This is a genomic window from Enterobacter cloacae subsp. cloacae ATCC 13047, assembly GCF_000025565.1.
GTDB classification, from domain to species: Bacteria; Pseudomonadota; Gammaproteobacteria; order Enterobacterales; family Enterobacteriaceae; genus Enterobacter; species Enterobacter cloacae.
Genome location: NC_014121.1, coordinates 5,227,512 through 5,250,877, shown reverse-complemented (window position 1 = coordinate 5,250,877; position 23,366 = coordinate 5,227,512). Strand labels below are relative to the sequence as shown.

Annotated in this window: 21 protein-coding genes; 9 read left to right on the top strand and 12 right to left on the bottom strand. The window is 55.7% G+C overall.

The genetic code is table 11. From position 1 onward, the window contains the following. Positions 1-367: 367 nt before the first annotated feature. Positions 368-2,191, top strand: coding sequence for a ribosome-dependent GTPase TypA (gene typA, locus ECL_RS25475; RefSeq protein WP_013099375.1), 1,824 nt, complete (start codon positions 368-370; stop codon positions 2,189-2,191). 80 nt (positions 2,192-2,271) lie between these two features. Here typA and ompL read toward each other — a convergent pair whose 3' ends face one another. The 7 genes from ompL to yihU all read right to left on the bottom strand — a co-directional run bounded on the left by ompL (position 2,272) and on the right by yihU (position 11,009). Continuing rightward, on the bottom strand, positions 2,272-2,958 hold the full coding sequence (gene ompL / locus ECL_RS25470; RefSeq protein ID WP_013099374.1) for a porin OmpL: 687 nt from the start codon (positions 2,956-2,958) through the stop codon (positions 2,272-2,274). A 74-nt stretch (positions 2,959-3,032) separates the two neighbouring features. Continuing rightward, the gene (locus ECL_RS25465; protein WP_044159142.1) at positions 3,033-4,457 is read right to left on the bottom strand and encodes an MFS transporter; all 1,425 of its coding nucleotides are present in this window, start codon (positions 4,455-4,457) and stop codon (positions 3,033-3,035) included. Between the two features lie 42 nt (positions 4,458-4,499). Further along, the gene (locus ECL_RS25460; RefSeq protein ID WP_013099372.1) at positions 4,500-5,882 is read right to left on the bottom strand and encodes an MFS transporter; all 1,383 of its coding nucleotides are present in this window, start codon (positions 5,880-5,882) and stop codon (positions 4,500-4,502) included. A 45-nt stretch (positions 5,883-5,927) separates the two neighbouring features. Further along, the gene (locus tag ECL_RS25455) at positions 5,928-7,952 is read right to left on the bottom strand and encodes an alpha-glucosidase (protein WP_013099371.1); all 2,025 of its coding nucleotides are present in this window, start codon (positions 7,950-7,952) and stop codon (positions 5,928-5,930) included. A 17-nt stretch (positions 7,953-7,969) separates the two neighbouring features. After that, positions 7,970-9,211 (bottom strand): sulfoquinovose isomerase, encoded by a 1,242-nt coding sequence (gene yihS / locus ECL_RS25450; protein WP_013099370.1) that lies wholly within the window; start codon positions 9,209-9,211, stop codon positions 7,970-7,972. A gap of 14 nt (positions 9,212-9,225) precedes the next feature. Continuing rightward, positions 9,226-10,101 carry a sulfofructosephosphate aldolase gene (gene yihT / locus ECL_RS25445; RefSeq protein ID WP_044159140.1) on the bottom strand — a complete coding sequence of 292 codons (876 nt, stop codon included), beginning with the start codon at positions 10,099-10,101 and terminating at the stop codon, positions 9,226-9,228. 17 nt (positions 10,102-10,118) lie between these two features. Continuing rightward, positions 10,119-11,009, bottom strand: a complete 891-nt coding sequence (gene yihU / locus ECL_RS25440) for a sulfolactaldehyde 3-reductase (protein ID WP_013099368.1) — start codon at positions 11,007-11,009, stop codon at positions 10,119-10,121. A 155-nt stretch (positions 11,010-11,164) separates the two neighbouring features. On the opposite strand from yihU, the gene ECL_RS25435 reads away from it, so the two are divergent. From ECL_RS25435 to fabY, 6 genes are all read left to right on the top strand, one after another. Continuing rightward, entirely contained in the window at positions 11,165-12,061 is an 897-nt protein-coding gene (locus ECL_RS25435; protein WP_044159133.1) for a sugar kinase, read from the top strand. 34 nt (positions 12,062-12,095) lie between these two features. Next, positions 12,096-12,896 (top strand): DeoR/GlpR family DNA-binding transcription regulator, encoded by an 801-nt coding sequence (locus ECL_RS25430; protein WP_013099366.1) that lies wholly within the window; start codon positions 12,096-12,098, stop codon positions 12,894-12,896. A 119-nt stretch (positions 12,897-13,015) separates the two neighbouring features. Beyond that, positions 13,016-13,615, top strand: a complete 600-nt coding sequence (gene yihX, locus ECL_RS25425) for a glucose-1-phosphatase (protein WP_013099365.1) — start codon at positions 13,016-13,018, stop codon at positions 13,613-13,615. After that, complete coding sequence (locus ECL_RS25420) at positions 13,609-14,490, top strand: virulence factor BrkB family protein (protein ID WP_013099364.1); 882 nt, start codon at positions 13,609-13,611, stop codon at positions 14,488-14,490. The genes yihX and ECL_RS25420 overlap by 7 nt, the downstream gene beginning before the upstream one ends. Continuing rightward, the gene (gene dtd / locus ECL_RS25415; protein ID WP_013099363.1) at positions 14,487-14,924 is read left to right on the top strand and encodes a D-aminoacyl-tRNA deacylase; all 438 of its coding nucleotides are present in this window, start codon (positions 14,487-14,489) and stop codon (positions 14,922-14,924) included. Before ECL_RS25420 ends, dtd begins: the two co-directional genes overlap by 4 nt. Positions 14,925-14,968: 44 nt before the next feature. Continuing rightward, positions 14,969-15,910: a fatty acid biosynthesis protein FabY gene (gene fabY, locus ECL_RS25410; protein ID WP_013099362.1), complete on the top strand. Its 942-nt coding sequence runs from the start codon at positions 14,969-14,971 to the stop codon at positions 15,908-15,910. Positions 15,911-15,922: 12 nt separating this feature from the next. On the opposite strand, the gene ECL_RS25405 is transcribed toward fabY, so the two are convergent. Then, positions 15,923-16,840: an alpha/beta hydrolase gene (locus ECL_RS25405; RefSeq protein ID WP_013099361.1), complete on the bottom strand. Its 918-nt coding sequence runs from the start codon at positions 16,838-16,840 to the stop codon at positions 15,923-15,925. A gap of 229 nt (positions 16,841-17,069) precedes the next feature. Between ECL_RS25405 and ECL_RS25400 the strand changes: the two genes are divergently transcribed. Together ECL_RS25400 and ECL_RS25395 are read left to right on the top strand one after the other, a co-directional pair. After that, positions 17,070-17,381 carry a hypothetical protein gene (locus ECL_RS25400; protein ID WP_013099360.1) on the top strand — a complete coding sequence of 104 codons (312 nt, stop codon included), beginning with the start codon at positions 17,070-17,072 and terminating at the stop codon, positions 17,379-17,381. Continuing rightward, positions 17,382-17,672, top strand: coding sequence for a helix-turn-helix domain-containing protein (locus tag ECL_RS25395; protein WP_013099359.1), 291 nt, complete (start codon positions 17,382-17,384; stop codon positions 17,670-17,672). A gap of 42 nt (positions 17,673-17,714) precedes the next feature. Here ECL_RS25395 and fdhE read toward each other — a convergent pair whose 3' ends face one another. The 4 genes from fdhE to fdnG are packed head-to-tail and all read right to left on the bottom strand — an operon-like array spanning position 17,715 to position 23,238. Continuing rightward, entirely contained in the window at positions 17,715-18,644 is a 930-nt protein-coding gene (gene fdhE / locus ECL_RS25390) for a formate dehydrogenase accessory protein FdhE (RefSeq protein ID WP_013099358.1), read from the bottom strand. Continuing rightward, positions 18,641-19,276, bottom strand: coding sequence for a formate dehydrogenase cytochrome b556 subunit (gene fdoI, locus ECL_RS25385; protein ID WP_013099357.1), 636 nt, complete (start codon positions 19,274-19,276; stop codon positions 18,641-18,643). Before fdoI ends, fdhE begins: the two co-directional genes overlap by 4 nt. Continuing rightward, the gene (gene fdxH / locus ECL_RS25380; protein ID WP_013099356.1) at positions 19,273-20,175 is read right to left on the bottom strand and encodes a formate dehydrogenase subunit beta; all 903 of its coding nucleotides are present in this window, start codon (positions 20,173-20,175) and stop codon (positions 19,273-19,275) included. Before fdxH ends, fdoI begins: the two co-directional genes overlap by 4 nt. Positions 20,176-20,187: 12 nt before the next feature. Further along, positions 20,188-23,238, bottom strand: coding sequence for a formate dehydrogenase-N subunit alpha (fdnG, locus tag ECL_RS25375; protein ID WP_086527976.1), 3,051 nt, complete (start codon positions 23,236-23,238; stop codon positions 20,188-20,190). Between the last annotated feature and the right edge of the window lie 128 nt (positions 23,239-23,366).

The window sequence follows — 23,366 nt, the reverse complement described above, 5'->3', positions numbered from 1 at the left end:
TCATTGTCGTCGTGGTAACGAGGTCTTCAACTTCTATCAAGGTGGCTATGAGGCCATCTTTTTGCCGTATTTTTATAAAGCGAAATCTGTGCCAACTTTTAAAACACCCCAAAAAGGCGTTATCATGCGCACCATAGTGCAAAAGTGCTGCACCACAATGGTTATGTTGCACCAGTATAGTGCTTCAGTGTGAACACTGAGCACCATATTGGTGCAATTTTCGTTAAAGTGCCCTTTTTACGCTCCGTGAAAGCGATCACAAAGCATCTCTGCAATACTTGTTTGCGGGGGATGTTTGTGATCCTGTTTTGTAGTGCGATTAATCCGTGTACAATAACGCGCTATTTCTAATGCCTGAGGCAAAGTTGTGATCGAAAATTTGCGTAACATCGCCATCATCGCGCACGTTGACCATGGTAAAACTACCCTGGTTGATAAGCTGCTGCAGCAATCCGGTACGTTTGATGCACGTGCCGAAACTCAAGAGCGTGTGATGGACTCCAACGATTTGGAGAAAGAGCGTGGGATTACCATCCTCGCGAAAAACACCGCTATCAAATGGAATGACTACCGTATCAACATCGTTGATACCCCAGGGCACGCCGACTTCGGTGGTGAAGTTGAGCGCGTGATGTCCATGGTGGATTCCGTGCTGCTGGTGGTTGACGCCTTTGACGGCCCAATGCCGCAAACGCGTTTCGTGACCAAAAAAGCATTTGCCCATGGCCTGAAGCCTATTGTTGTTATCAACAAGGTTGACCGTCCTGGCGCACGTCCTGACTGGGTTGTTGATCAGGTGTTTGACCTGTTCGTGAACCTTGACGCGACCGACGAGCAGCTGGACTTCCCTATCATCTACGCTTCGGCGTTGAATGGTATTGCGGGTCTGGATCACGAAGATATGGCGGCAGACATGACCCCGCTGTATCAGGCGATTGTCGATCACGTACCGGCTCCGGATGTTGATCTTGATGGTCCTCTGCAGATGCAGATCTCCCAGCTGGACTACAACAACTACGTTGGCGTTATCGGTATCGGCCGCATCAAACGCGGTAAAGTGAAGCCGAACCAGCAGGTTACTATCATCGATAGCGAAGGCAAAACCCGTAACGGTAAAGTGGGCAAAGTGCTGACTCACCTGGGTCTGGAGCGTATCGACAGCGATCTGGCTGAAGCGGGTGATATCATCGCGATCACCGGTCTGGGCGAGCTGAACATCTCTGACACCATCTGCGACCCGCAGAACGTGGAAGCGCTGCCAGCCCTGTCTGTTGATGAACCAACGGTAACCATGTTCTTCAACGTCAACACCTCTCCGTTCTGTGGTAAAGAAGGTAAATTCGTTACCTCTCGTCAGATCCTTGACCGCCTGAACAAAGAGCTGGTGCACAACGTTGCGCTGCGCGTTGAAGAAACGGAAGACGCTGATGCCTTCCGCGTATCCGGTCGTGGTGAACTGCACCTGTCTGTTCTGATCGAAAACATGCGTCGTGAAGGTTTCGAGATGGCGGTTTCCCGTCCGAAAGTTATCTTCCGCGAAATCGACGGCCGTAAACAAGAGCCGTTCGAAAACGTAACGCTGGACGTTGAAGAGCAGCACCAGGGTTCTGTGATGCAGGCTCTGGGTGAGCGTAAAGGCGACCTGAAAAACATGAATCCAGATGGCAAAGGCCGCGTACGTCTCGACTACGTGATCCCAAGCCGTGGCCTGATCGGCTTCCGTTCTGAGTTCATGACCATGACTTCCGGTACCGGTCTGCTGTACTCCACCTTCAGCCACTACGACGACGTACGTCCGGGTGAAGTGGGCCAGCGTAACAACGGCGTGCTGATCTCTAACGGTCAGGGTAAAGCGGTTGCGTTTGCGCTGTTCGGTCTGCAGGATCGCGGTAAGCTGTTCCTGGGTCACGGTGCTGAAGTGTATGAAGGCCAGATCATTGGTATTCACAGTCGTTCTAACGACCTGACGGTAAACTGCCTGACCGGTAAGAAACTGACCAACATGCGTGCGTCCGGTACTGACGAAGCAACGGTTCTGGTTCCACCGATCAAGATGACGCTGGAGCAGGCTCTGGAATTCATCGATGACGACGAACTGGTAGAAGTGACTCCACTGTCTATCCGTATCCGTAAACGTCACCTGACCGAGAACGATCGTAAACGTGCAATGCGCGGTGCGAAAGAAGAGTAATACGGTCAATCCGTTAGCCGGGTAAGCGCATGCGCCGCCCGGCAGTAAAAAGCCGCTGATTGCTCAGCGGCTTTTTTTTATTAGAACGAATACCGCAATCCCAGGCGAATCCGGTACTGCTCCCGGTTGTAATCATTCCATCTGTCCAGCCACTGCAGTTCAAGATATGGCAGCCAGTTTTTGTCGATCTTGTAGCTGAATTTATTGGTAATTTCCCAGTGATGATCTTTGCCATTTTTGCTGTGGTAATCATTCACCCGCTGGAAAAAGTGCGGTTCAAAGGTATAAAAAAACGCATCCGTCACTTTGAAATTCCAGTAGTTAGCAAACTCATGCGTATCGTTCTTATCCATCTGCCCGTTATAGTCCGGCGTATCGTAATTGTTATGGTTATAGCGATAGCGGAACGTCAGGTTGAACCCGTCCGTAAATTTATAATTGGTATCTAAATAGACCGCACCACCCGATCCTGCGCTGCTGTCGTTAATCAATCCGCCGGGCTGGAAGGTGAGCTTGTCGGTGGGTTTAAAGAGCGGATACCACCCCTCTATTTCGTTATAGCTGTGCTTAAGCTCATCCCATTTCCCCACGTTATAGGCATTGGTGAACATCAGCCCCGCGCCCATATCGAAGTTATAGCCTGCACGCAGGATCACCTCGTGTAGCTCAGAGGCCGTATTATATGCTTCGCGGGTTTCGACATAAGCCCCGGCAAATACCGGGCAGGACACAGACGACACGATCAGTACAGTAATGATTCTTTTCATAATTTGTCCATGTATCAGGTACAGAAAGGCCTCCCTCCTGATGAACAGGAAGGACATAGTGGCCGGTTTTATTGTTATAAAGTGACTGCTGACGCTTTATTGTTGGTGGTTATCTCAGGGGTATTCGCGGTTTGTTTTTTCCGTTTTCCAATCTCCTCGATAATAAAGGCGAAGCGCGCTTCGTTGAGTTTATAAAACAGCCCCATGGTCACGGCGGCAACGACGGCCAGGCCGCACGGCCAGAGGAAAATAAGCTGACGCAGACCAAGTAGCGTACCTGCGCTCTGCACCGCATGGGGAACGTAGCCAATCTGGGTCAGCATGATGCCAGGCAGAAAACCGGCGAGGGCGGCAGAGATTTTGCGCGAGAAGGTATAGCCGGTATAAACCGACCCTTCAGCACGAATGCCCGTTTTCCACTCGCCGTAATCAACGGTATCCGGTACCAGCGCCCAGTTCAGGCTGTTCACAAACGCCGTGCCGAAAAAGGCCATGCAGGAAAACAGCACGAACAGCAGGGAACTGGTCCCCCAGAAGAAGTTCAGCACGTCGCCCACCGCCCACAGCGCCAGCCCACCCAGATAAACCGGTTTTTTGCCAAAGCGCTTCACCGCACCGGGCACCAGAAACACGCCAATCAGAATGCATCCCATGCTGAAAAAGCCCATCCACGACAGCAAATGCAGATCGTTTAGCACGTACTGGGTGTAATAGACCTGAATCGCCAGCTTGATGTTAAACGCGGCAAGGGTACACAGGTTGGCGATACACAGCACCAGCAGCGGCGGATTGCGGAAAATCGCGCAGAATGATTTCAGAATGCCGGGCTTATGGTGATCGGGCGTAAGCTCCACGTAGCGCTCTTTCACGCCGCTGTAGCACCACCACATGCAGAACAGGCCGCCGGTGACGAACACCAGCGCCGCCACCAGATAGCCGAGGGAGGGCTGGCTGACGAACAGCGCCTGAATGGGCATAAAGCCGACGGTGCAGAGCAACAGCCCCACGGTTGCGCCGCCCTGACGCCACGCCGCAAGCTGTGCGCGCTCGTTCGGGTTTTTGGTAATGGCCGGGACCATCGCACCGTAGGCGCAGTTCATCAGGCTATAGCAGAGGCCAAACATCATGAAGAGCACGGTGGCGAGCGCCGTTTTCACCGTCAGGCTAAAGTCGTTGGCCATAAACTGCGCCGTCGCGACCAGCGCCACCGGGACGGAGGCATAAAGAATGAATGGCCGGAATTTTCCCTTCGCGCCGATGTTACGCCGGGAGTCCAGCAGCACGCCGGTCAGCATGTCGGTGAACGCGGTAAAAAACTTCGCTACCAGGAAAATAATGCCGCCATAGAAGGCGGGCATGCCCAGTTCGTCGGTGTAAAACTTCAGCAGATACAGCGTGCCAATACACAGCATCAGATTCGAGCCAAAATCGCCCATCCCGTAGGCGCACTTCTCTCGCAGGCTCAATTTCAGGGTTAACGGATCAGTGTTATGTGTCATGGTCGATCCTCAGAGCGCCCGCAGGGCGCTCTATCTCGTCATTTATGCCGTACGTTTACGCAGTTCGATCTCTTCCACGATGCGCACATACATCTTCTCGTTGAGATTGTAGAAACAGCCCATCGCCACAATGGTGATGACCGCCAGCAGGCTCGGATAGATAAAAATCAGCTGCCGCAGTCCTTCAACCGTTCCGGCGGATTGCACCACGTTGGGCACATAGCCAATTTGCGTGAGCATGATCCCCGGGAAGAAGCCCGCCAGTGCCTGAGATACCTTCCTGAAGAAGGTAAAGCCGGTGTAAACCGTTCCTTCAGATCGCACGCCGGTGCGCCACTCGCCGTATTCCACGGTATCGGATACCAACGCCCAGTTCAGGCTGTTCACGAACGCGGAGCCGAAGAAGGCCAGGCAGGAGAACGCCACAAAGCTCACCGAGCCGCCGCCGAAGAAGTAGTTGAGCAGATCGCCCGCCACCCAAACCATCAGCCCGCCGATATAGACTTTTTTCTTGCCGAAGCGCCGCACCGCGCCGGGCATCATAAAGACGCCGATAAAAATACAGCCCATGCTGAAGAAACCCATGTACGACAGCAGGATCGGGTCGTTCAGCACGTACTGCGTGTAGTAAACCTGGATGGCGAGTTTGACGTTAAAGGCACCCAGCGTGCAGAGGTTGGCGATGCACAGGATAAACAGCGGACGGTTTCCGGCAATGGCGCGAAACGACTGCAACAGCCCCGGTTTTTGCGCCGGATGAGCAGGCTGCGTCTCGACGTAACGCTCGGTCACGCCCTTGTAGCACCACCACATAAAGAACAGCCCGAACAGCGAGAAAAGCGTGGCGGCAAAGATATAGCCAAGCTGATCGTTGCCCTCAATCAGGTTCATTACCGGGACAAAACCGACGGTACAGAGCAGCAGGCCAAGCGTGGCGCCGCCCTGACGCCAGGCGGCCAGCGAGGCGCGCTCGTCCGGGTTTTTGGTGATGGCGGGCACCATCGCGCCGTAAGAGCAGTTCATCATGCTGAAGAACAGGCCGTACAGCATGAACAGCACCGTTGCCATCACCGTTTTACCGGTGATTTCAAACGGCGTACCGACGAAGTTGGCAATCGCCAGCAAGGTCACCGGGAAGGCGGCATACAGCACGAACGGGCGGAATTTCCCTTTCGGGCCGATGTTGCGCCGGGAGTCGAGCATGATCCCGGTACCCATATCGGTGAAGGCGGTAAAGAATTTGGCAATCAGGAAGATGATCCCGCCGTAGGTACCCGGCAGGCCCAGCACGTCGGTATAAAACTTCAGCAGATACAGCGTGCCGATATCCAGCAGGATGTTAGAGCCGAGATCGCCCATCCCGTAGGCGAGTTTTTCTTTAAACGGCAGGCGTAGGGTTGCCGGATCAGAAGTATGTTGACTCATTATTGTTCTCCGTCTGCCCGCAGGTTTCCCCGCGGGCGAGCCTTATCAGATATGACGTAAGGTATTAAACAGATCTGCCCATTCGCTTTGCTGGCGATAGAAAACCGGCGGTTTGCCGAGCGGGGCAGCAACGGTCACCTCACCGCCCTGGCAGGTTTCACCCGTCCACACATTCACCCAGTTGTCCTGCGGAAGATAGAGCGTCCAGTCGTGGCGGCCCTCTTCATGAACCGGTGCCACCAGCAGATCGCGGCCAAACAGGTACTGGTATTTCAGCGTGTAGGCGCGCGCGTCGTCTTCATAATGCAGGAACAGCGGGCGCATCACCGGCAGGCCACTTTTCGCGTTCAGCGCAACCGCAGCTTTGATGTACGGCTTCAGGGTGGTGAACACGGTGGTCATACGTGCAAAGTGCGCGATGGTTTCGGCGTCGCCGTCGAACTGCCAGTTGTCACCCGGGCGGTTACCTTCGTGGGTACGCATCATCGGCGTAAAGGCGCTGAAATCGCACCAGCGCAGCAACAGCTCTTTGGTGCGTTTCATCTCGAACAGGGTGGTATAGCCGCCGATGTCGCTGTGGTGTAGCCCGTGACCGGTCATCGCCAGAGACAGCGCAGCAGGTACGACGGACGCCAGACCGTCGTCCAGGCTCCAGTCGACGTTCTGATCTCCCGCCCACATCATCACCGAGTGCTTCTGGCTGCCGGTATAACCCGCGCGCATGAAGAACAGGATCTCGCCGAGCTTGCCGGTCTCTTCCAGCGCCTCGTAGTTACATTTGGCCCACAGGGCAGGCCAGGCGTTATGCATGATCTCCGCGCTGACGCCGTTGTGCAGGAAGGTATCGGTTGGCAGATATTCGCCAAAATCGGCCATCCAGCCACTGCAGCCCAGTTCGATCAGGTTCTTTTTGATCACCTCTTTGTACCAGCCGTAGGCTTCCGGGTTGGTCAGGTCGATGACGCCCGCGTAAAACTCGCCAAACTCGACGTGGTAGTCCTTGCCGTCGGCATTTTTGGTCAGATAGCCGCGTTTTGCCGCCTCTTCACAGAGATCTTTGTCGCTGGCGACGTACGGGTTGATATAAGAGAGGAACTGCACGCCTTCCTGTTTCCACTGTGCAATACGCTCATTAAGCTGCGGATACAGCTCGCTGTTCCACTTCCAGTTCCACATCACGCGTTTGCCAAAGGAGGTCATGCGGATGCCGGACCAGTCCTGCGCCCAGATGCCGTTCACCTTCACCCCGCCCTGACGCATGACGTCGAGCTTGTGCTGACACACCCCGGTGCCGCCCTGAATGCCCAGCGTCACGCCGTCGTAAACCCAGTCCGGCAGCTCCGGCTGACGCCCCAGCAGGCCGGTGAGTTTTTCCAGCAGATCGACGTAGGTTTCTGCACATTCGAAGCGCAGCGTGGCGTTATCTTCCCAGAACGCCAGTTCGTGGAAATCCGGCGCGCTGAAGTCGAAGTTCATGTAGCAGCTGTTATCCACGTGGCAGTAGTACTTCTGGGTGCTCACGAAGGTAGGCTGGGGGAAGAAGGTCCAGTAATAATCGCCGCCCGCATTCTCTTTGCAGTCGGCCTGCCAGGTCACGTAGGTCTGCTTATTGCGGCCCACCCCCTGTTCGCTGGTCCACAGCGGGAATGGCTTGCCGCGCAGATCAAAGTACGAGAACTGTTCGCCGCAGCCGTAGATATGATCTTCAGGCTGGGCCGCCAGCCGCAGCCAGATGCGGTTGTGACAGGTGGCATCATTTTTCAGCTTCAGTTCCAGACGGCCTTCCGCATCCACACCCACCAGCAGCGTCGCGCTCACCGCATCGCCACGGGTAAAGCGGATCGCCCAGCCTGCGCTTTGCTGTGTAACGGTCGCGTCCGTCAGGGCGATTTTTTCGTTGAGCTTGTCTTTGATGCTGAAGTTGCCGCGAAACATATCGATATCGGCAACGCCCGCGCCGATCCACAGGCAAGGTTCATCGGTGGAGTGGGATAAAATCAGACGGTCCTGCCAGCGCAGGGTGAAGCCATGTTCGTTATTTTTCAGATCAATATTGTGTAGGGTACGCATAGAAAACTCCGTCTTTATTATTTGGCCTGGCTATCCAGTAATCCGGCGGCTACGGCAGGGGCTAAGCCCGGAGCCAGCGGCAGGCGGGGGATCACCAGGCAGTGCAGCAGGTGGTAAATATCCTGCTTGCCGTCCCAGACTTTGGTGGTCACTTCGTTGTTGGTGTCCAGCTCCTGCCACCAGGATCCGTTCTCGTAATCCATCAGGTATTTGATGCAGTAATCCCACCATTTCTGATACCAGGCTTCGTACTGCGCCTCGCCGGTTACGGTGTAGAGCGCATACGCAGTGCCCATCGCCTCGACGATCGGCCAGCGCACGCGTTCGCGCACGATAGGCTTGCCGTCCCAGCCAACGGAGTAGACGAACCCATCGGCTCCGTCTGGCGCCCAGGCATCGCGGATGGTGGCGTGGAACAGTCCTTTTGCGTCTTCCAGCAGCCACGCCGGTGGGGTTTCGAAGCGGGCTTCCAGCGCGGCACGCAGGTGCAGCATCAGGCGGCCCCACTCAATCCAGTGCCCTGGTGTGCCGCCGTAGGCGCGAAAACGGTGGGCGGGATTATCGATGTTGTAGTCGCGGATCGGGTTCCAGTTGGTATCGAAATGCTCGTTAACGCGATACTCACCTTTGCGCGCCACGTCGTGAATAATCACTGAGGCGATGCGCAGCGCGCGGTCGAGCCATTTACGATCGTGGGTTACGTCATACACGATGAGGAAGGCTTCCACGGCGTGCATGTTGGCGTTACCACCGCGGTAATCTTCCGTTTTGCTGAACGCTTCATCCCAGGACTCCAGGCACATCTGCTCCTGTTCGCTCCAGAAGTAGCGCTCAATCACCTCAATGGCGTCGTCCAGCAGCCTGCGCGCCTGCGGGTGTCCGGTGGTGACGGCGCTCGCCGCGCCCAGCAGCACGAAGAAGTGCTGATAACCCTGCTTGGAGGCATCCACCACGCCTTCATCGTTAACACAGGCGTACCAGCCGCCGTACTGTTTGTCGCGCAGCGGGCCGTTCAGGGCATTAATGCCGTGCTCAACCAGGGCATACGCACCGGGACGACCCATGTTCGCCGCCACCGCGTAAACGTGCAGCATACGGGCGGTGATCCACAGATGCGTGCCCATATCGCTGCGAACCTGCCCGTTATTGCCCAGCCAGCCGAAGCCGGTCGGTACGGCTGCGTTTTTACCGAAATCAAGAATGCGGTCGGTCTCTTGTTCGAGCCAGCGGTTATGGCTCAGGGTGTTAAACCATTTCATGTTCGGGTCCTTTCTTAACGGCGAGCCATCATTTCGTCGACGATCTCACCCAGGCGCTGCAGTTTAGGTACGGAAATATCGCGAAGCATCAGCCCGGTGTCCGGCAGGCCAATCACCGATGACCAGACGGCGCGACCGGCTAAAAAGCCTGATGCCCCCGCCTGCATGGCAACGCTCACGGCGCGCGGGAATAATTTTTCGTCCACGCCGGAGGAGAGGATCACCCACGGCATGGCGATGTGCTCGTTCAGCTTCTGCGAGGCCGCCAGCAGTTGCTGCTGAGTGCCTTTACCCAACAGCGGCATCTCCACTTTGTAGAGGTCCGCACCGCTGTCACCCAGCTCTTTGGCCGCATCGATAATCGCCTGTTCGCGGTTAAACCCGGCGCCGCGACGCGGTGGACGCACCACCGGCTCGATAATGCTCAGCAGGCCGTTGTCGTGGCACAGGGAGTTAAATGCTTTCACCATCTCAAGACGCTGCTGCGCGTCTTCATCGCTACGCCACAGCACCAGTAATTTCAGCGCCTTGCCGCCATCGCGTTTGACCGCCTGCGCGTCGACGTTCTTGTCGATCGTCACGCTGTCGACGGGAATACCGTTCCCTGGAATAAACTCGTCGGCCGCCACAATCAGCGCGCAGCTTTTAGCTATGGCCTGCTGCTCCACAATCTGGCGATAGCAGAACTGCTGGTCGACGAGAATGGCAGAGGCGTACGGCGACAGAATTTTCGCCGCACTGACCTTAAAATCCGTCAGATGCTGGTCAGTGACCGGCACCGGCGCACCTGCTGCGGCAAACATCAGGCGCATCGCTTCGCGCTGATCGACGGCCAGCATCGCAAAACCGCCGGAAGGTCGGGTGATATCTTTCAGGGTGTACATCGTCATTCCTCAGTCCTTTCGTATCAGTGTGATTTTTTCAGCCCGGCAGATGCGCGAACCTGTTCAAGAATGGCTGTCCAGTCTTCGCGCCCGCGCCCGGCGGCGCGTGCCTGGTTGTAAACTTCGCGGGAAGCCGCGCCCAGCGGCATCGGAACGTGGAGCTGGTTGGCCACGTCCAGGGCGATCCCCAGATCTTTATGTGCAAGGTCGATCATGAAGGCGGGTGAAAGATCACCTTTCAGCACCTTGTTCGGCCAGGAGGTGGTGAAATGGCCTTTACCTGCAGGCGTGCCGCTCATGACCTTGAGCGCCACCTCAAAGGAGAGGCCGAGCGCTTCACACAGCACGGCCGCCTCGGCGGACAAGGCGTTTAGCGCAATGCTCATGTAGTTATTGATAAGCTTCACGCGGATGCCCATGCCCGGCCCGCCGGCGTTAATCAGCTCATTGCCCATCGCCATTAAGACGGGGGTGGCGCGCTCAACCTGCTCGGCCGTGCCGCCAGCCAGCAGGAGCAGCGTGCCGGCGATGGCATGGTCTGAGGTGCGCCCGACAGGTACGTCCATCAGGCTGAAGCCACGCCCGGCCATGTCGCGGATCAACGCGTCGGTTTGCAGGGGATGAATGGTCGACATATCGATCACCAGCGCGTCGCGAGATAAGCCTTCGCAAACGCCATGTTCGCCAAACAACACGCTGCGCACCAGGTCGCCGTTGGGCAGCATGGTAATGACGAACTCGGCATCCGTTGCGGCCTGCGCGGGCGTTGCCGCCGCCTTCGCGCCGCTCTCCACCAGGATCTGAACCGCCTGCGGGTTCACATCAAAGACCTGAAGCTGGTGACCTTGCTTCAACAGATTCTTCGCCATTGGCGCGCCCATCTGCCCTAAACCGATAAATGCGATTGCTGACATGCCTCTCTCCTGTCATATCGTGTCAATTTTTGCGCGTTTATGTTGTCTGTTTTTGATCGTATTTGTAATTTATAGTCAAAAAATTGACAGGGGTCACTTTTTAAACATTTGATGAAATTAAAATGAAGGCATCAGAAATTGCAGAAGGAAGCACCATGACTCGCATCGTTTGTGTCGGCATAACCGTGCTGGATCGCATCTGGTATCTCGATGATTTACCAAAAGAAGGTGGGAAATATGTCGCAAAAGACTATACGGAAGTGGGCGGCGGCCCGGCGGCAACTGCGGCGGTGGCGGCGGCAAAACTGGGGGCATCCGTGGATTTTATTGGCCGGGTGGGTGACGACGATACCGGCAGAAGGCTGCTTGCGGAGCTGGAATCCCTGGGGGTGAACACCCGCTACACGCGCATAGTGAAAGATGCCCGCTCGTCACAATCGGCGGTGCTGGTGGACGGCAACGGGGAACGCATCATCGCGAACTATCCCAGCCCCGATCTTCCCGCTGCGGCAGACTGGCTGCAGGGCATCGACTTCTCGCAATGGGACATTGTTTTAGCCGATGTGCGCTGGCATGAAGGGGCGAAGCAGGCGTTTACCCTTGCCCGCCAGCAAGGCGTCCCCACGTTGCTCGATGCGGACACAACCCCTCAGGACATCGCGGAACTTATCGCCCTCAGCGATCATGCTGCCTTTTCCGCGCCGGGGCTGCGTCGGGTAAGCCATCTTGAGGAAACGGAAGGTGCGCTTAAAAAAGCACAAACGCTCACAAATGGACATGTCTATGTCACGCAGGGCCGGGACGGCTGCTTTTGGCTGGAGAACGGTGTCCAGTGCCATCAGCCGGGTTTTGAGGTCGAGGTGGTTGATACCACCGGGGCGGGGGATGTTTTCCACGGTGCCCTGGCGGTCAGCCTGGCGCAACGGTTATCTCCAGCGCAAGCCGTGCGTTTCGCCAGCGCCGTCGCCGCGCTGAAATGTACTCAGCCCGGCGGTCGCGCAGGTATACCCGACTGTGATCAAACCCGCTCTTTTTTGTCACTTTTTGTATAAAATGCGGGGCGTGATGGTTTTCAGAGGACAGCCCATGAGCCTTACCGAACTGACCGGCAACCCGCGTCACGATCAGCTGCTGACGCTGATAGCCGATCGCGGATATATGAACATTGATGAACTGGCGCAGCTGCTGGACGTCTCGACGCAAACCGTGCGCCGGGATATCCGCAAGTTGAGCGAACAGGGACTGATTACGCGACATCATGGCGGTGCGGGCAGGGCATCCAGCGTGGTGAACACGGCCTTTGAGCAGCGCGAAGTGTCGCTGACTGAAGAGAAGCGGGCGATTGCCGAAGCGATTGCAGACTATATTCCTGATGGTTCGACTATTTTCATCACCATTGGCACGACCGTGGAGCACGTGGCCCGTGCACTGCTCAACCATAACCATCTGCGTATCATCACTAACAGTCTGCGGGTGGCACACATCCTTTATAAAAATCCGCGTTTTGAGGTGATGGTGCCCGGCGGTACGCTGCGTCCACATAACGGCGGCATTATCGGTCCGGCGGCGACGGCGTTCGTGTCTGGCTTTCGGGCGGATTATCTGGTGACCAGCGTGGGGGCGATTGAACACGACGGCGCGATGATGGAGTTTGACGTTAATGAAGCCAGCGTGGTGAAAACGATGATGGCTCACGCCAGACATATTTTACTGGCGGCCGATCATACGAAATACACCGCCTCTGCCGCCGTGGAAATTGGCAACGTGGCGCAGGCAACGGCGCTCTTTACCGATGAACTGCCCGGCTCTGCGCTACATAATCATCTCAAATTCAGCAAGGTAGAAGTTGTCGAAGTCAGCACAGGCGAAGAGCAGCAGGCTGGATAACCTTTCTGACGGCCCGAAAATCCCTTCGGGCCGTTCCTTTCTTTAAGCTGAATCTGGCGCATAGCCAAACCTTATCTTTCCCGCTACAGTTACTTTTCCACGGCGAGCAGGAGATAAACATGCTTTATATCTTTGACTTAGGAAATGTAATCGTCGATATCGATTTCAATCGGGTGCTGGGCGCATGGAGCGATTTTAGCCGTGTCCCGCTGGCGACGTTAAAACAGAGTTTCGCCATGGGCGAGACATTCCATCAGCATGAACGGGGTGAGATCAGCGACGAAGTGTTTGCTGAACGTCTGTGCCATGAAATGGATCTGCCGTTAAGCTACGAACAGTTCTCCCACGGCTGGCAGGCTGTATTTGTCGCTATCCGCCCTGAGGTTATCGACATCATGCATAAACTTCGCGAGCAGGGTCACCGGGTCGTCGTGCTGTCGAACACCAACCGCCTGCACACCACGTTCTGGCCTGAGGAATATCCAGAAGTTAAGGCTGCAGCAGATAAAATCTACCTCTCGCAGGAGATGGGGATGCGTAAACCCGAAGCGCGAATTTATCAGGCGGTACTGCAAGCGGAAGGATTCTCCGCGTCGGATGCGGTCTTTTTCGATGACAATGCCGATAATATAGAGGGAGCTAACCAGTTGGGTATTACGTCAATTTTGGTGACCGGAAAAGAGACGATACCGAACTACTTTGCGAAGCAGTTATGCTAAAAACCGTTCATCAAAAAGCCACGCACCATACTCGCCCGCTCAGGGCCTGGCTAAAACTCCTCTGGCACCGTATTGATGAGGACAACATGACCACGCTGGCGGGTAACCTCGCCTACGTGTCGTTGCTTTCCCTGGTACCGCTGGTGGCGGTTATTTTTGCCCTTTTTTCCGCTTTTCCCATGTTTGCAGAGGTCAGCCTGCAGCTGCGCCACTTCGTCTTTGCGAATTTTATTCCTGCCACTGGCGATGTGATCCAGAACTACATTGAACAGTTTGTCGCAAACTCCAGCAAGATGACGGCAGTGGGGGCGTGCGGGCTTATCGTCACCGCGCTGCTGCTGATGTACTCCATCGACAGTGCGCTTAATACGATCTGGCGGAGTAAAAAAGTCCGTCCGAAGGTCTACTCCTTTGCTGTTTACTGGATGATTTTAACTCTCGGCCCGCTGCTGGCGGGGGCGAGCCTGGCGATTAGCTCCTATCTGCTCTCCCTGCGCTGGGCCAGCGATCTCAACGGTGCCATTGATAACGTGTTGCGTATCTTCCCGCTGATTTTATCGTGGCTCTCTTTCTGGCTGCTCTACAGTGTGGTGCCGACCACGCGCGTGCCGAACCGTGATGCGGTTGTTGGCGCACTGGTGGCAGCGGTACTCTTCGAACTGGGCAAAAAGGGGTTTGCCCTTTACATCACCATGTTCCCCTCCTATCAGCTCATTTACGGCGTACTGGCGGTGATCCCCATTTTGTTTGTCTGGGTTTACTGGACCTGGTGTATCGTCTTGCTTGGTGCGGAAATAACTGTCACTCTCGGCGTATACCGCGAACTTAAAAAAGCAGCAGAAGCTGAAAAACAACAAGAAGCAGACCAACCATGATTGCATTGATACAGCGCGTAACCCGTGCCAGCGTCACCGTGGAGGGAGAGGTGACGGGTGAAATTGGCCCAGGACTTTTAGTGTTGTTAGGTGTCGAAAAGGATGACGACGAACAAAAAGCCAACCGCTTATGTGAACGCGTGCTGGGCTACCGTATCTTTAGTGATGCGGAAGGCAAGATGAACCTTAACGTCCAGCAATCGGGCGGAAGCGTGCTGGTGGTTTCACAGTTTACGCTGGCCGCCGATACCGAACGCGGCATGCGCCCGAGTTTCTCAAAAGGTGCGGCCCCGGATCGGGCAGAAGCGCTTTACGAGTACTTTGTTGAGCGTTGTCGCCAACAGGAAATGAATACGCAAACCGGACGATTTGCTGCAGATATGCAGGTATCGCTGGTGAACGATGGCCCCGTCACATTCTGGCTCCAGGTATGAGCCAACTGGCGGCGTGGCCGCGGGTAACAAGAGAGAGTACAGCTATGTATCACCTTCGAGTACCGCAAACGGAAGAAGAGTTAGAAGCCTATTACCAGTTCCGCTGGGAAATGCTGCGCAAGCCATTACATCAGCCTAAAGGGTCTGAACGCGACGCCTGGGACGCCATGGCACATCATCAGATGGTGATGGACGAAGAGGGTAACCTCGTTGCCGTCGGGCGTCTGTATATTAATGCCGATAACGAAGCCTCTATTCGTTTTATGGCGGTTCATCCCTCCGTGCAGGACAAAGGGTTAGGTACGCTGATGGCCATGACCCTGGAGTCAGTGGCCCGTCAGGAAGGCGTTAAACGCGTGACCTGTAGCGCCCGCGAAGATGCCGTTGAGTTCTTCGCCAAACTCGGTTTTGTTAATCAGGGGGAAATTACGACCCCGCAAACCACGCCGATTCGCCACTTTTTGATGATTAAACCCATCGCCACGCTGGATGATATTCTCCACCGCGCGGACTGGTGCGGACAGCTTCAGCAGGCCTGGTATCAGCACATCCCTCTGAGTGAAAAGATGGGGGTGCGTATTCAGCAGTACACCGGGCAAAAATTCATTACCACCATGCCGGAAACCGGCAACCAGAACCCGCACCACACGCTATTTGCCGGCAGCCTGTTTTCGCTCGCCACGCTCACCGGCTGGGGGCTTATCTGGCTGATGCTGCGTGAACGCCACCTTGGCGGCACGATCATTCTGGCTGATGCCCATATTCGCTACAGCGCCCCCATAAGCGGTAAACCGAGCGCCGTGGCCGATCTCGGCTCTTTGGGGGGCGATCTCGACCGCCTGGCGCGCGGCCGCAAAGCCCGTGTACAGATGCAGGTTGAACTCTTTGGCGATGAAACCCCAGGCGCGGTGTTTGAAGGCACCTATATCGTTCTGCCTGCGAAGCCGTTTGGCGCGTATGAAGAGGGAGGGAACGAGGAGGAATAAGGTTCCCCGATGTTATCGCCGGGCGGAGTTGATCCGCCAGGCGATGTCCCGAAGAACATCTCGCGCTGATGGACTGACGCCGCCAAGCTGGAAGAAGCCGTGGATGACACCCAGCCAATGCTGCGCTGTGCAAATAACCCCTTGTTCTGTCATATGTTGATAAAGCGCTTGACCCTCGTCGCATAGCGGATCGTACTCGGCGGTAATAATGTGTACCGGCGGCAGGCCGTTGAAATCATCCCGCCAGAGTGGGCTGGCTTCAGGGTCCCGGCGGTCTGTCTCTGCCAGGTACATGTCATAACCACTCAGCAGCGTATCGCGCGTGATAACGTAGTCCTGCCCATTATGGGTGTAGCTTGCAAAGCTGGCTGTGGCGTCGAGCATAGGGTAGATAAGGATAAGCTGGGCCGGATTCCACTGTGTTTTAGCCTTGAGCCGCAGCGCGGTGACCAGCGCCAGATGGCCGCCTGCACTGTCACCACAAAGCGTAATCCGGTTTTTATCCACACCGACTTTTTCTGCATGTTGCCAGACAAGCTCCGCCGCTCTCTCTGCATCATCATGCGCAGCGGGGAAGGTATGCTCCGGTGCCAGCCTGTACTGAACCGCAACCACCCGACACTGACCGTAATACGCCAGCTGGCGGAGCTGATTGTCATGGGTTGCAAACCCACCGCTGACAAAACAACCGCCATGGTAGTAGAGGGCACAGGGTAACGTTTCAGAGACATTGAGAGGCGAGAATACCCGAAAGGTAAGGCCATCAATGACAAGCGTTTCAACCTGCACGCGGGTTTCGGTCTCGCCGGCAAGTACAGTGCTGGCTACATATCCGGCTCTCCGGTCATCAATACTCTGCTTACGCGCGCAAGGTCGGTCTGCAGCGATAAAATCCTGCACAAGCCTATCAATACCCTTTTCCAGTGCCATGGTGATGTCCTTTTGCTGTATGTATGCACAGTCTTATAACCTGTATGAAGGCAGATGAAAACAATCAAATTAAGTAGATCCAGAGATTTGGAAAAAGGCTCGCAGAAACCAACTTCACTCAATGAAATAAATGGATATATTACTGAAAACTCAATAACGTACCTCACATAGGGGTACGTCATTGACGTACATTTGAGATGTGTTACTCTAAGCCAATGGCGTATAATTTATGCTATTCATTGAAACGGATATCTTCACAGAAGACGTCAAAACGTTACTGGATGACGACGAATACCATAAGCTCCAGGTGTTCCTGGCAACACAACCTGATTATGGCGATCTGATCCAGAATACCGGGGGGCTGCGAAAGATTCGTTGGCTTTCAGGAGGCAGGGGAAAGCGCGGTGGAGTAAGGGTTATTTATTTTCATCGTACCCACGAATTTGAAATCAGATTGCTGCTCATCTATCGCAAAGGGATCAAAGATGACCTGTCCGCGAGAGAAAAAGCCATTCTGAAAAAGATGATTGAGAGGTGGTAAATGGATAAGGCACTGTTTGAGCGATTAACACAAAGCATAGCTCAGATGGATGACATTGTCGGGGGGAAACGCGAGCCGTCGCGCACCTTTCAAATCGATGCGATGAAAATCAAAGAAATTCGTCAGGCGTCTGGGTTGTCCCAAAGTAAATTCGCGAACTTAATCTCAGTCAGCGTTGATACGTTGCGTAACTGGGAACAAGGACGACGTTCGCCTACCGGTCCCGCAAAGGCATTGTTGCGTGCAATTGCGAACGATCCACAGCACGTTATTTCGGCTTTATCAGATTAATTAGCCCGACAGCAAAGTAGCTTGCCGGGCTAATGAGGGAGATTACTCCCCTTCACCCGGGAACAGGAACGGGTTGATAGAGCTACGGGCAAAGCCCTCCTGCTCCATTTTGGCGTCCAGAATCAGCGAGGCGAGATCGTCGGCCACCGCTTCAACTTTCGGGTCTTTTTCCTGATACAGAATCTTCAGATACGTACCGCAATCGCCGCAACTTTCGGCTTTTAACGCCGCGTCTTCATTTTCCAGTGACCAGTAGTTCAGATCGCGGGTCTGCTCGCAGTTGCTGCACTTCACGCGCACCACATGCCACTCGGTTTCACACAGGTTGCAATGCAGGTAGCGCAGCCCCTGGGTGGTGCCGATCTGTACCATGCTGGAGACCGGCATTGAGCCACACACCGGACAGAACTGGCGCGCTTCGCCGTATTCGGCGCGCGCTTTACCGGGGATCAGACTGGCCATTTGCGCCCAGTAGAGCGACAGCGCAGCCCAGATAAACGGCGCTTTATCGCTGCTGACCAGCGAGAAGTCAGAGGCAAACAGCGCGCTCGCCATCTCTTCCAGCTCCTGATCGGAGGCTTTTTCCAGGTTCTCAATGACCGCCAGCGCGGTGCCGCTCATCTCGGGCTTCAGCTCGGCAATCAGAGAATGCAGCAGCTTATGCCAGTGCTTGTCACGCGGCAGGACGTGAATATCCAGCGGCGGCTTGCCCTGCTCACTGGCTTCTTTGATGCGCGCAGTCAGATCCATTTGCAGCGGGTGGTCGTACAGCACCACTTCCTGCGCATGGGCAACCAGCGCGGCAAAACGCAGAAAATCGCCCAGCGGGTTGTTCTCTGCCAGCTCGCGCAGGCGCTCTGCACGGCGGTTGTAGAGGTTCTTGAGTCTGGGGAATAACAACGGCGGAATATATTCCGCCGTGCGTTTCTCGCTCGACCCCAGCTCATCTTGCGGGATTATGCGAATACTCATTCAGATGACTTTTCCTGTTTCTGGCGGACTTCACGGTACCAACGCGGGTGATGTTTCTTCGCCCACGTTTTGGTTACCCATCCTTCCACCATCGCGGTAATGGTGCCTTTCACCCAGAGGGCGGCGTAAATATGCACCATGATAACCACAATTAACGCCACTGCGGCAAATGAATGCAGCATCAGCGCGAATCGGATCACCGGGATTGAGAAAGCAGGCGCAAAGTACGGACGCCAGATGATCACGCCGCTCACCAGCAACAGGACCAGGAAGATAATCGCCGCCCAGAATACGCACTTCTGGCCGAAGTTATAACGCCCGGTGTCACCCACTTCCTCGTTGACGACGATCTTACGAATATTCTTCGCCCAAAAGATATCATCCCGATTGATTAGGTTATGGTGCCAGTAACGGAAAAACATGATGATAAACGAGGCAAACATCACCACACCCACGAACGGGTGAAGGATGCGCGCCAGCTGTGGCGTACCCAGTATCTGCATCAGCCAGTTGAAGGACGGGAAGAAGAACCCCAGCCCGCTTATCGCCGCCAGCATAAAGCAGAAGGCGGTGACCCAGTGGTTGATGCGTTCCGGCGCGGTGTAGCGCACGATGGTGTCACGTTTTTTCATTTGCGCACCTCGTCTTTCTCTTCATGCAGGTTGTCGTCTTCCTCTTCCGCGCGGTTCGGACCGACGCCGACGTAGTGGAAGATGCTCGCTGCGAAGGTGGCAGCAAAGCCTACCGCTGCCAGCGGTTTCCAGATGCCTTTCCAGAACTTCACGGTGGCGCTGATTTCCGGGTTCTCCGACAGGCCGTGATACAGATTCGGCTTGTCGGCATGGTGCAACACGTACATGACGTGCGTACCGCCCACACCGGCCGGATCGTACAGGCCAGCGTTATCGTAACCACGGGTTTTCAGTTCACCCACGCGTTCGGCCGCCAGCGTTTTCATATCCTCTTTGGAGCCAAAGTGGATGGCGCCGGTTGGACAGGTCTTCACGCAGGCTGGCTCCTGGCCAACGTTCACGCGGTCAACGCACAGCGTACATTTGTAGACGCGGTTGTCTTCCGGGTTCAGTCGCGGCACGTCAAACGGGCAGCCCGCGATGCAGTAGCCGCAGCCGATGCACTGCTCGGACTGGAAGTCGACAATGCCGTTGGCATACTGAATGATAGCCCCTTCTGACGGACACGCCTTCAGGCAGCCCGGATCCGCACAGTGCATACAGCCATCTTTGCGGATAAGCCATTCCAGTTTGTCGTTCTGCTCCACTTCAGAGAAACGCATTACCGTCCAGGACTTGGCGGTCAGGTCGGCCGGGTTGTCGTACACCCCGACGTTGTGACCCACTTCGTCACGGAGGTCGTTCCACTCTGAACAGGCCACCTGACAGGCTTTACAGCCGATACAGGTGGTAACGTCGATAAGCTTCGCCACTTCCTGCTGGTGGTCCCGCGCCTGAGGCGCGGGCGTGAAACCGTTAGTCGCGGAACGACGAATAATGTCCTGAGATTGATAAGCCATAAGTCGTCTCCGTTACACCTTTTCCACGTTCACGAGGAAGGCCTTAAACTCCGGCGTCTGCGTGTTCGCATCACCGACGAATGGCGTCAGGGTGTTCGCAATGAAACCTTTCTTCGCCACGCCCTCATAACCCCAGTGAATCGGAATACCGATGGTATCCACCTGCTGACCGTGAACGTTCAGCGTGCGAATACGCTTGGTCACTACCGCCTTGGCCTTGATATAGCCACGGTTGGAGGAGACCTTCACGGTATCGCCATGGGCAATGCCGAGCTTGTTCGCCAGCTTCTCGCCGATCTCCACAAACTGTTCCGGCTGCGCGATGGCGTTAAGCAGCGCGTGCTTGGTCCAGTAGTGGAAGTGCTCGGTCAGACGGTAAGTGGTGCCCACGTACGGGAACTTGTCTTTTTTACCCAGCGCTTCAAAGTCGCCCTTAAAGATACGGGCAGCCGGGTTAGAGACCACGTTCGGGTGCAGCGGGTTAGTACCCAGCGGCGTTTCAAACGGCTCATAGTGTTCCGGGAACGGCCCTTCCGCCATTTTATCGATGGCAAACAGGCGTCCCATCCCTTCAGGCTGCATGATAAACGGCCCGACATCGCTGCCTGGTGCGGCAGTGCTGTAGTCCGGAATATCCACGCCGCCCCATTTCGCGCCGTCCCATTTCAGAAGCTGACGCTTCGGATCCCACGGGTTGCCCTGCGGGTCAGCGGAGGCACGGTTATAGAGGATGCGGCGGTTCAGCGGCCATGCCCAAGCCCAGCCCAGCGTATTGCCAAGGCCCGATGGGTCAGCGTTATCGCGGTTGGCCATCTGGTTGCCTTTCGGCGTCCAGCTACCGGTAAAGATCCAGCAACCGCTTGAGGTGGTGCCGTCATCACGCAGGTGCGCGAAGGTGCTGAGCTGATCGCCTTTCTTCGCCAGCACGGTACCGGTGGCCGGGTCGATAACGTCCGCCAGCGCCTTACCGTTGCTCTCCATCGCCACTTCTTCCGGGGATGGATTCTCCGGCGTCGAGTAGTTCCAGGTCATGTTCAGAACCGGTTCCGGGTTCGCGCCGCCTTCTGCCGCGTACATCTTACGCAGGCGTAAGAAGATACCGGCCAGGATCTCGCCGTCGTTCATGGCGATGCCCGGGGCGTCCGCACCTTTCCAGTGCCACTGCAGCCAGCGGCCAGAGTTGACGATAGAACCGTTCTCTTCCGCGAAGCAGGTTGATGGCAGACGGAACACTTCGGTCTGAATTTTTGACGGATCGACGTCGTTCGATTCACCGTGGTTCTGCCAGAAGGTAGAGGTCTCGGTGTTGAGCGGGTCGATGGTAATCAGGAACTTCAGTTTCGACAGCGACTCGACAACCTTGTTCTTGTTCGGGAACGAGGCGACCGGGTTAAAGCCCTGGCAAATGTAGCCGTTGACCTGACCCTGGTGCATCATCTCGAAGTACTGCAGCACGTCGTAACCTTTGTCCCACTTCGGCAGCCAGTCAAAGCCCCAGCTATTTTCCGCCGTCGCTTTGTCGCCGTAGAAGGCTTTCATCAGCGAGACGAAGAACTTCGGATAGTTGCCCCAGTAGTTCACCTGGCCTTCAAGCAGCGGTTTTGGCGTGCTGGCCGTCAGGTAGGTTTGCAGGTCCGGTTGTTTCTCGCTTGGCAGGTTCATATAACCCGTCAGGCTTTGTGACAGCAGGCCGAGGTCGGTCAGACCCTGAATGTTGGAGTGACCGCGCAGGGCGTTCACGCCGCCGCCTGCCATCCCCATGTTGCCGAGCAGCAGCTGAACCATCGCCATGGTACGGATGTTCTGCGCACCAATGGAGTGTTGCGTCCAGCCGAGGGCATACAGGAACGACGCGGTTTTGTCTTTCGCGCTGGTTTCGGCGATAAGCTCGCAGACCTTCAGGAAGTCAGCCTTTGGCGTACCACAGATGTTCTCAACAACATCCGGCGTATAGCGGGAAACGTGCTCTTTCAGCAGGTTCCACACGCAGCGCGGGTGTTGCAGGGTGGTGTCGCGCTTCGCAAAGCCGTTCTCGTCCAGCTCGTAGTTCCAGCTGGTTTTGTCGTACTTGCGTTTTTCGGCGTCGTAACCGCTGAACAGGCCATCTTCGAAGTGGTAATCCTCACGCACGATCAGGCTGGCGTTGGTATAGGCTTCGGTGTATTCGCGGTTGTATTTTTCGTTAGTCATCAGGTACAGCAATACGCCTGACAGGAAAGTGATGTCAGTACCTGAACGAATAGGGGTGTAGAAATCCGCCACTGACGCTGTACGCGTAAAGCGGGGATCGATCACAATCAGTTTCGCACCGTTGTGGATTTTGGCTTCCATCGCCCAGCGGAACCCGACAGGGTGCGCTTCAGCGGCGTTACCGCCCATCACCACAATGAGGTTGGCGTTCTTGATGTCGACCCAGTGGTTGGTCATCGCACCGCGACCAAATGTTGGAGCAAGACTTGCTACCGTTGGTCCGTGTCAGACACGCGCCTGGTTGTCGACCGCGAGCATACCGAGTGCGCGCGTGAATTTCTGGGTTAAATAGCCGGTTTCGTTACTGGAAGCCGATGCACAGAGCATCCCGGTCGAGAGCCAGCGGTTGACCGTCACGCCGTCGGCGTTCTTCGCAATAAAGTTGGCATCGCGGTCTTCTTTAATCAGTTTAGCGATGCGGTCAAATGCTTCTTCCCAGCTGATTTGCTGCCATTTATCAGAGCCAGGCGCGCGATATTCCGGGAATTTCAGACGGCTTTCGGAGTGGATAAAGTCCACCAGACCGGCCCCTTTCGGGCACAGCGCGCCGCGGTTGACCGGATGGTCCGGGTCGCCTTCTATGTGGAAGATAGACGCTTTGGCGTTTTTAGCACCGTCGCCGAGGCTATACATTAACAGCCCGCAACCGACAGAGCAGTACGTACAGGTATTACGGGTTTCACGGGTGCGCAGCAGTTTATACTGCCGCGTTTCCGCCAGCGCTACGCCAGGCGCAAAGCCCAGTGCCGCTGCCGTGGTGCCTGCCATACCGCCAGCGCAGATCTTAAAGAACTGCCTTCTGCTGACCTGCATGGGTCACTCCTTGTTTCGACATTGCTTACATATGTAGTTTTGACTTCGCGGTTGAATAATGACCGCAAAGGAGAAAAATTTGCGTTAATCCCTCATTTCTCCGGGGGATATCACCAGAATACCACAAT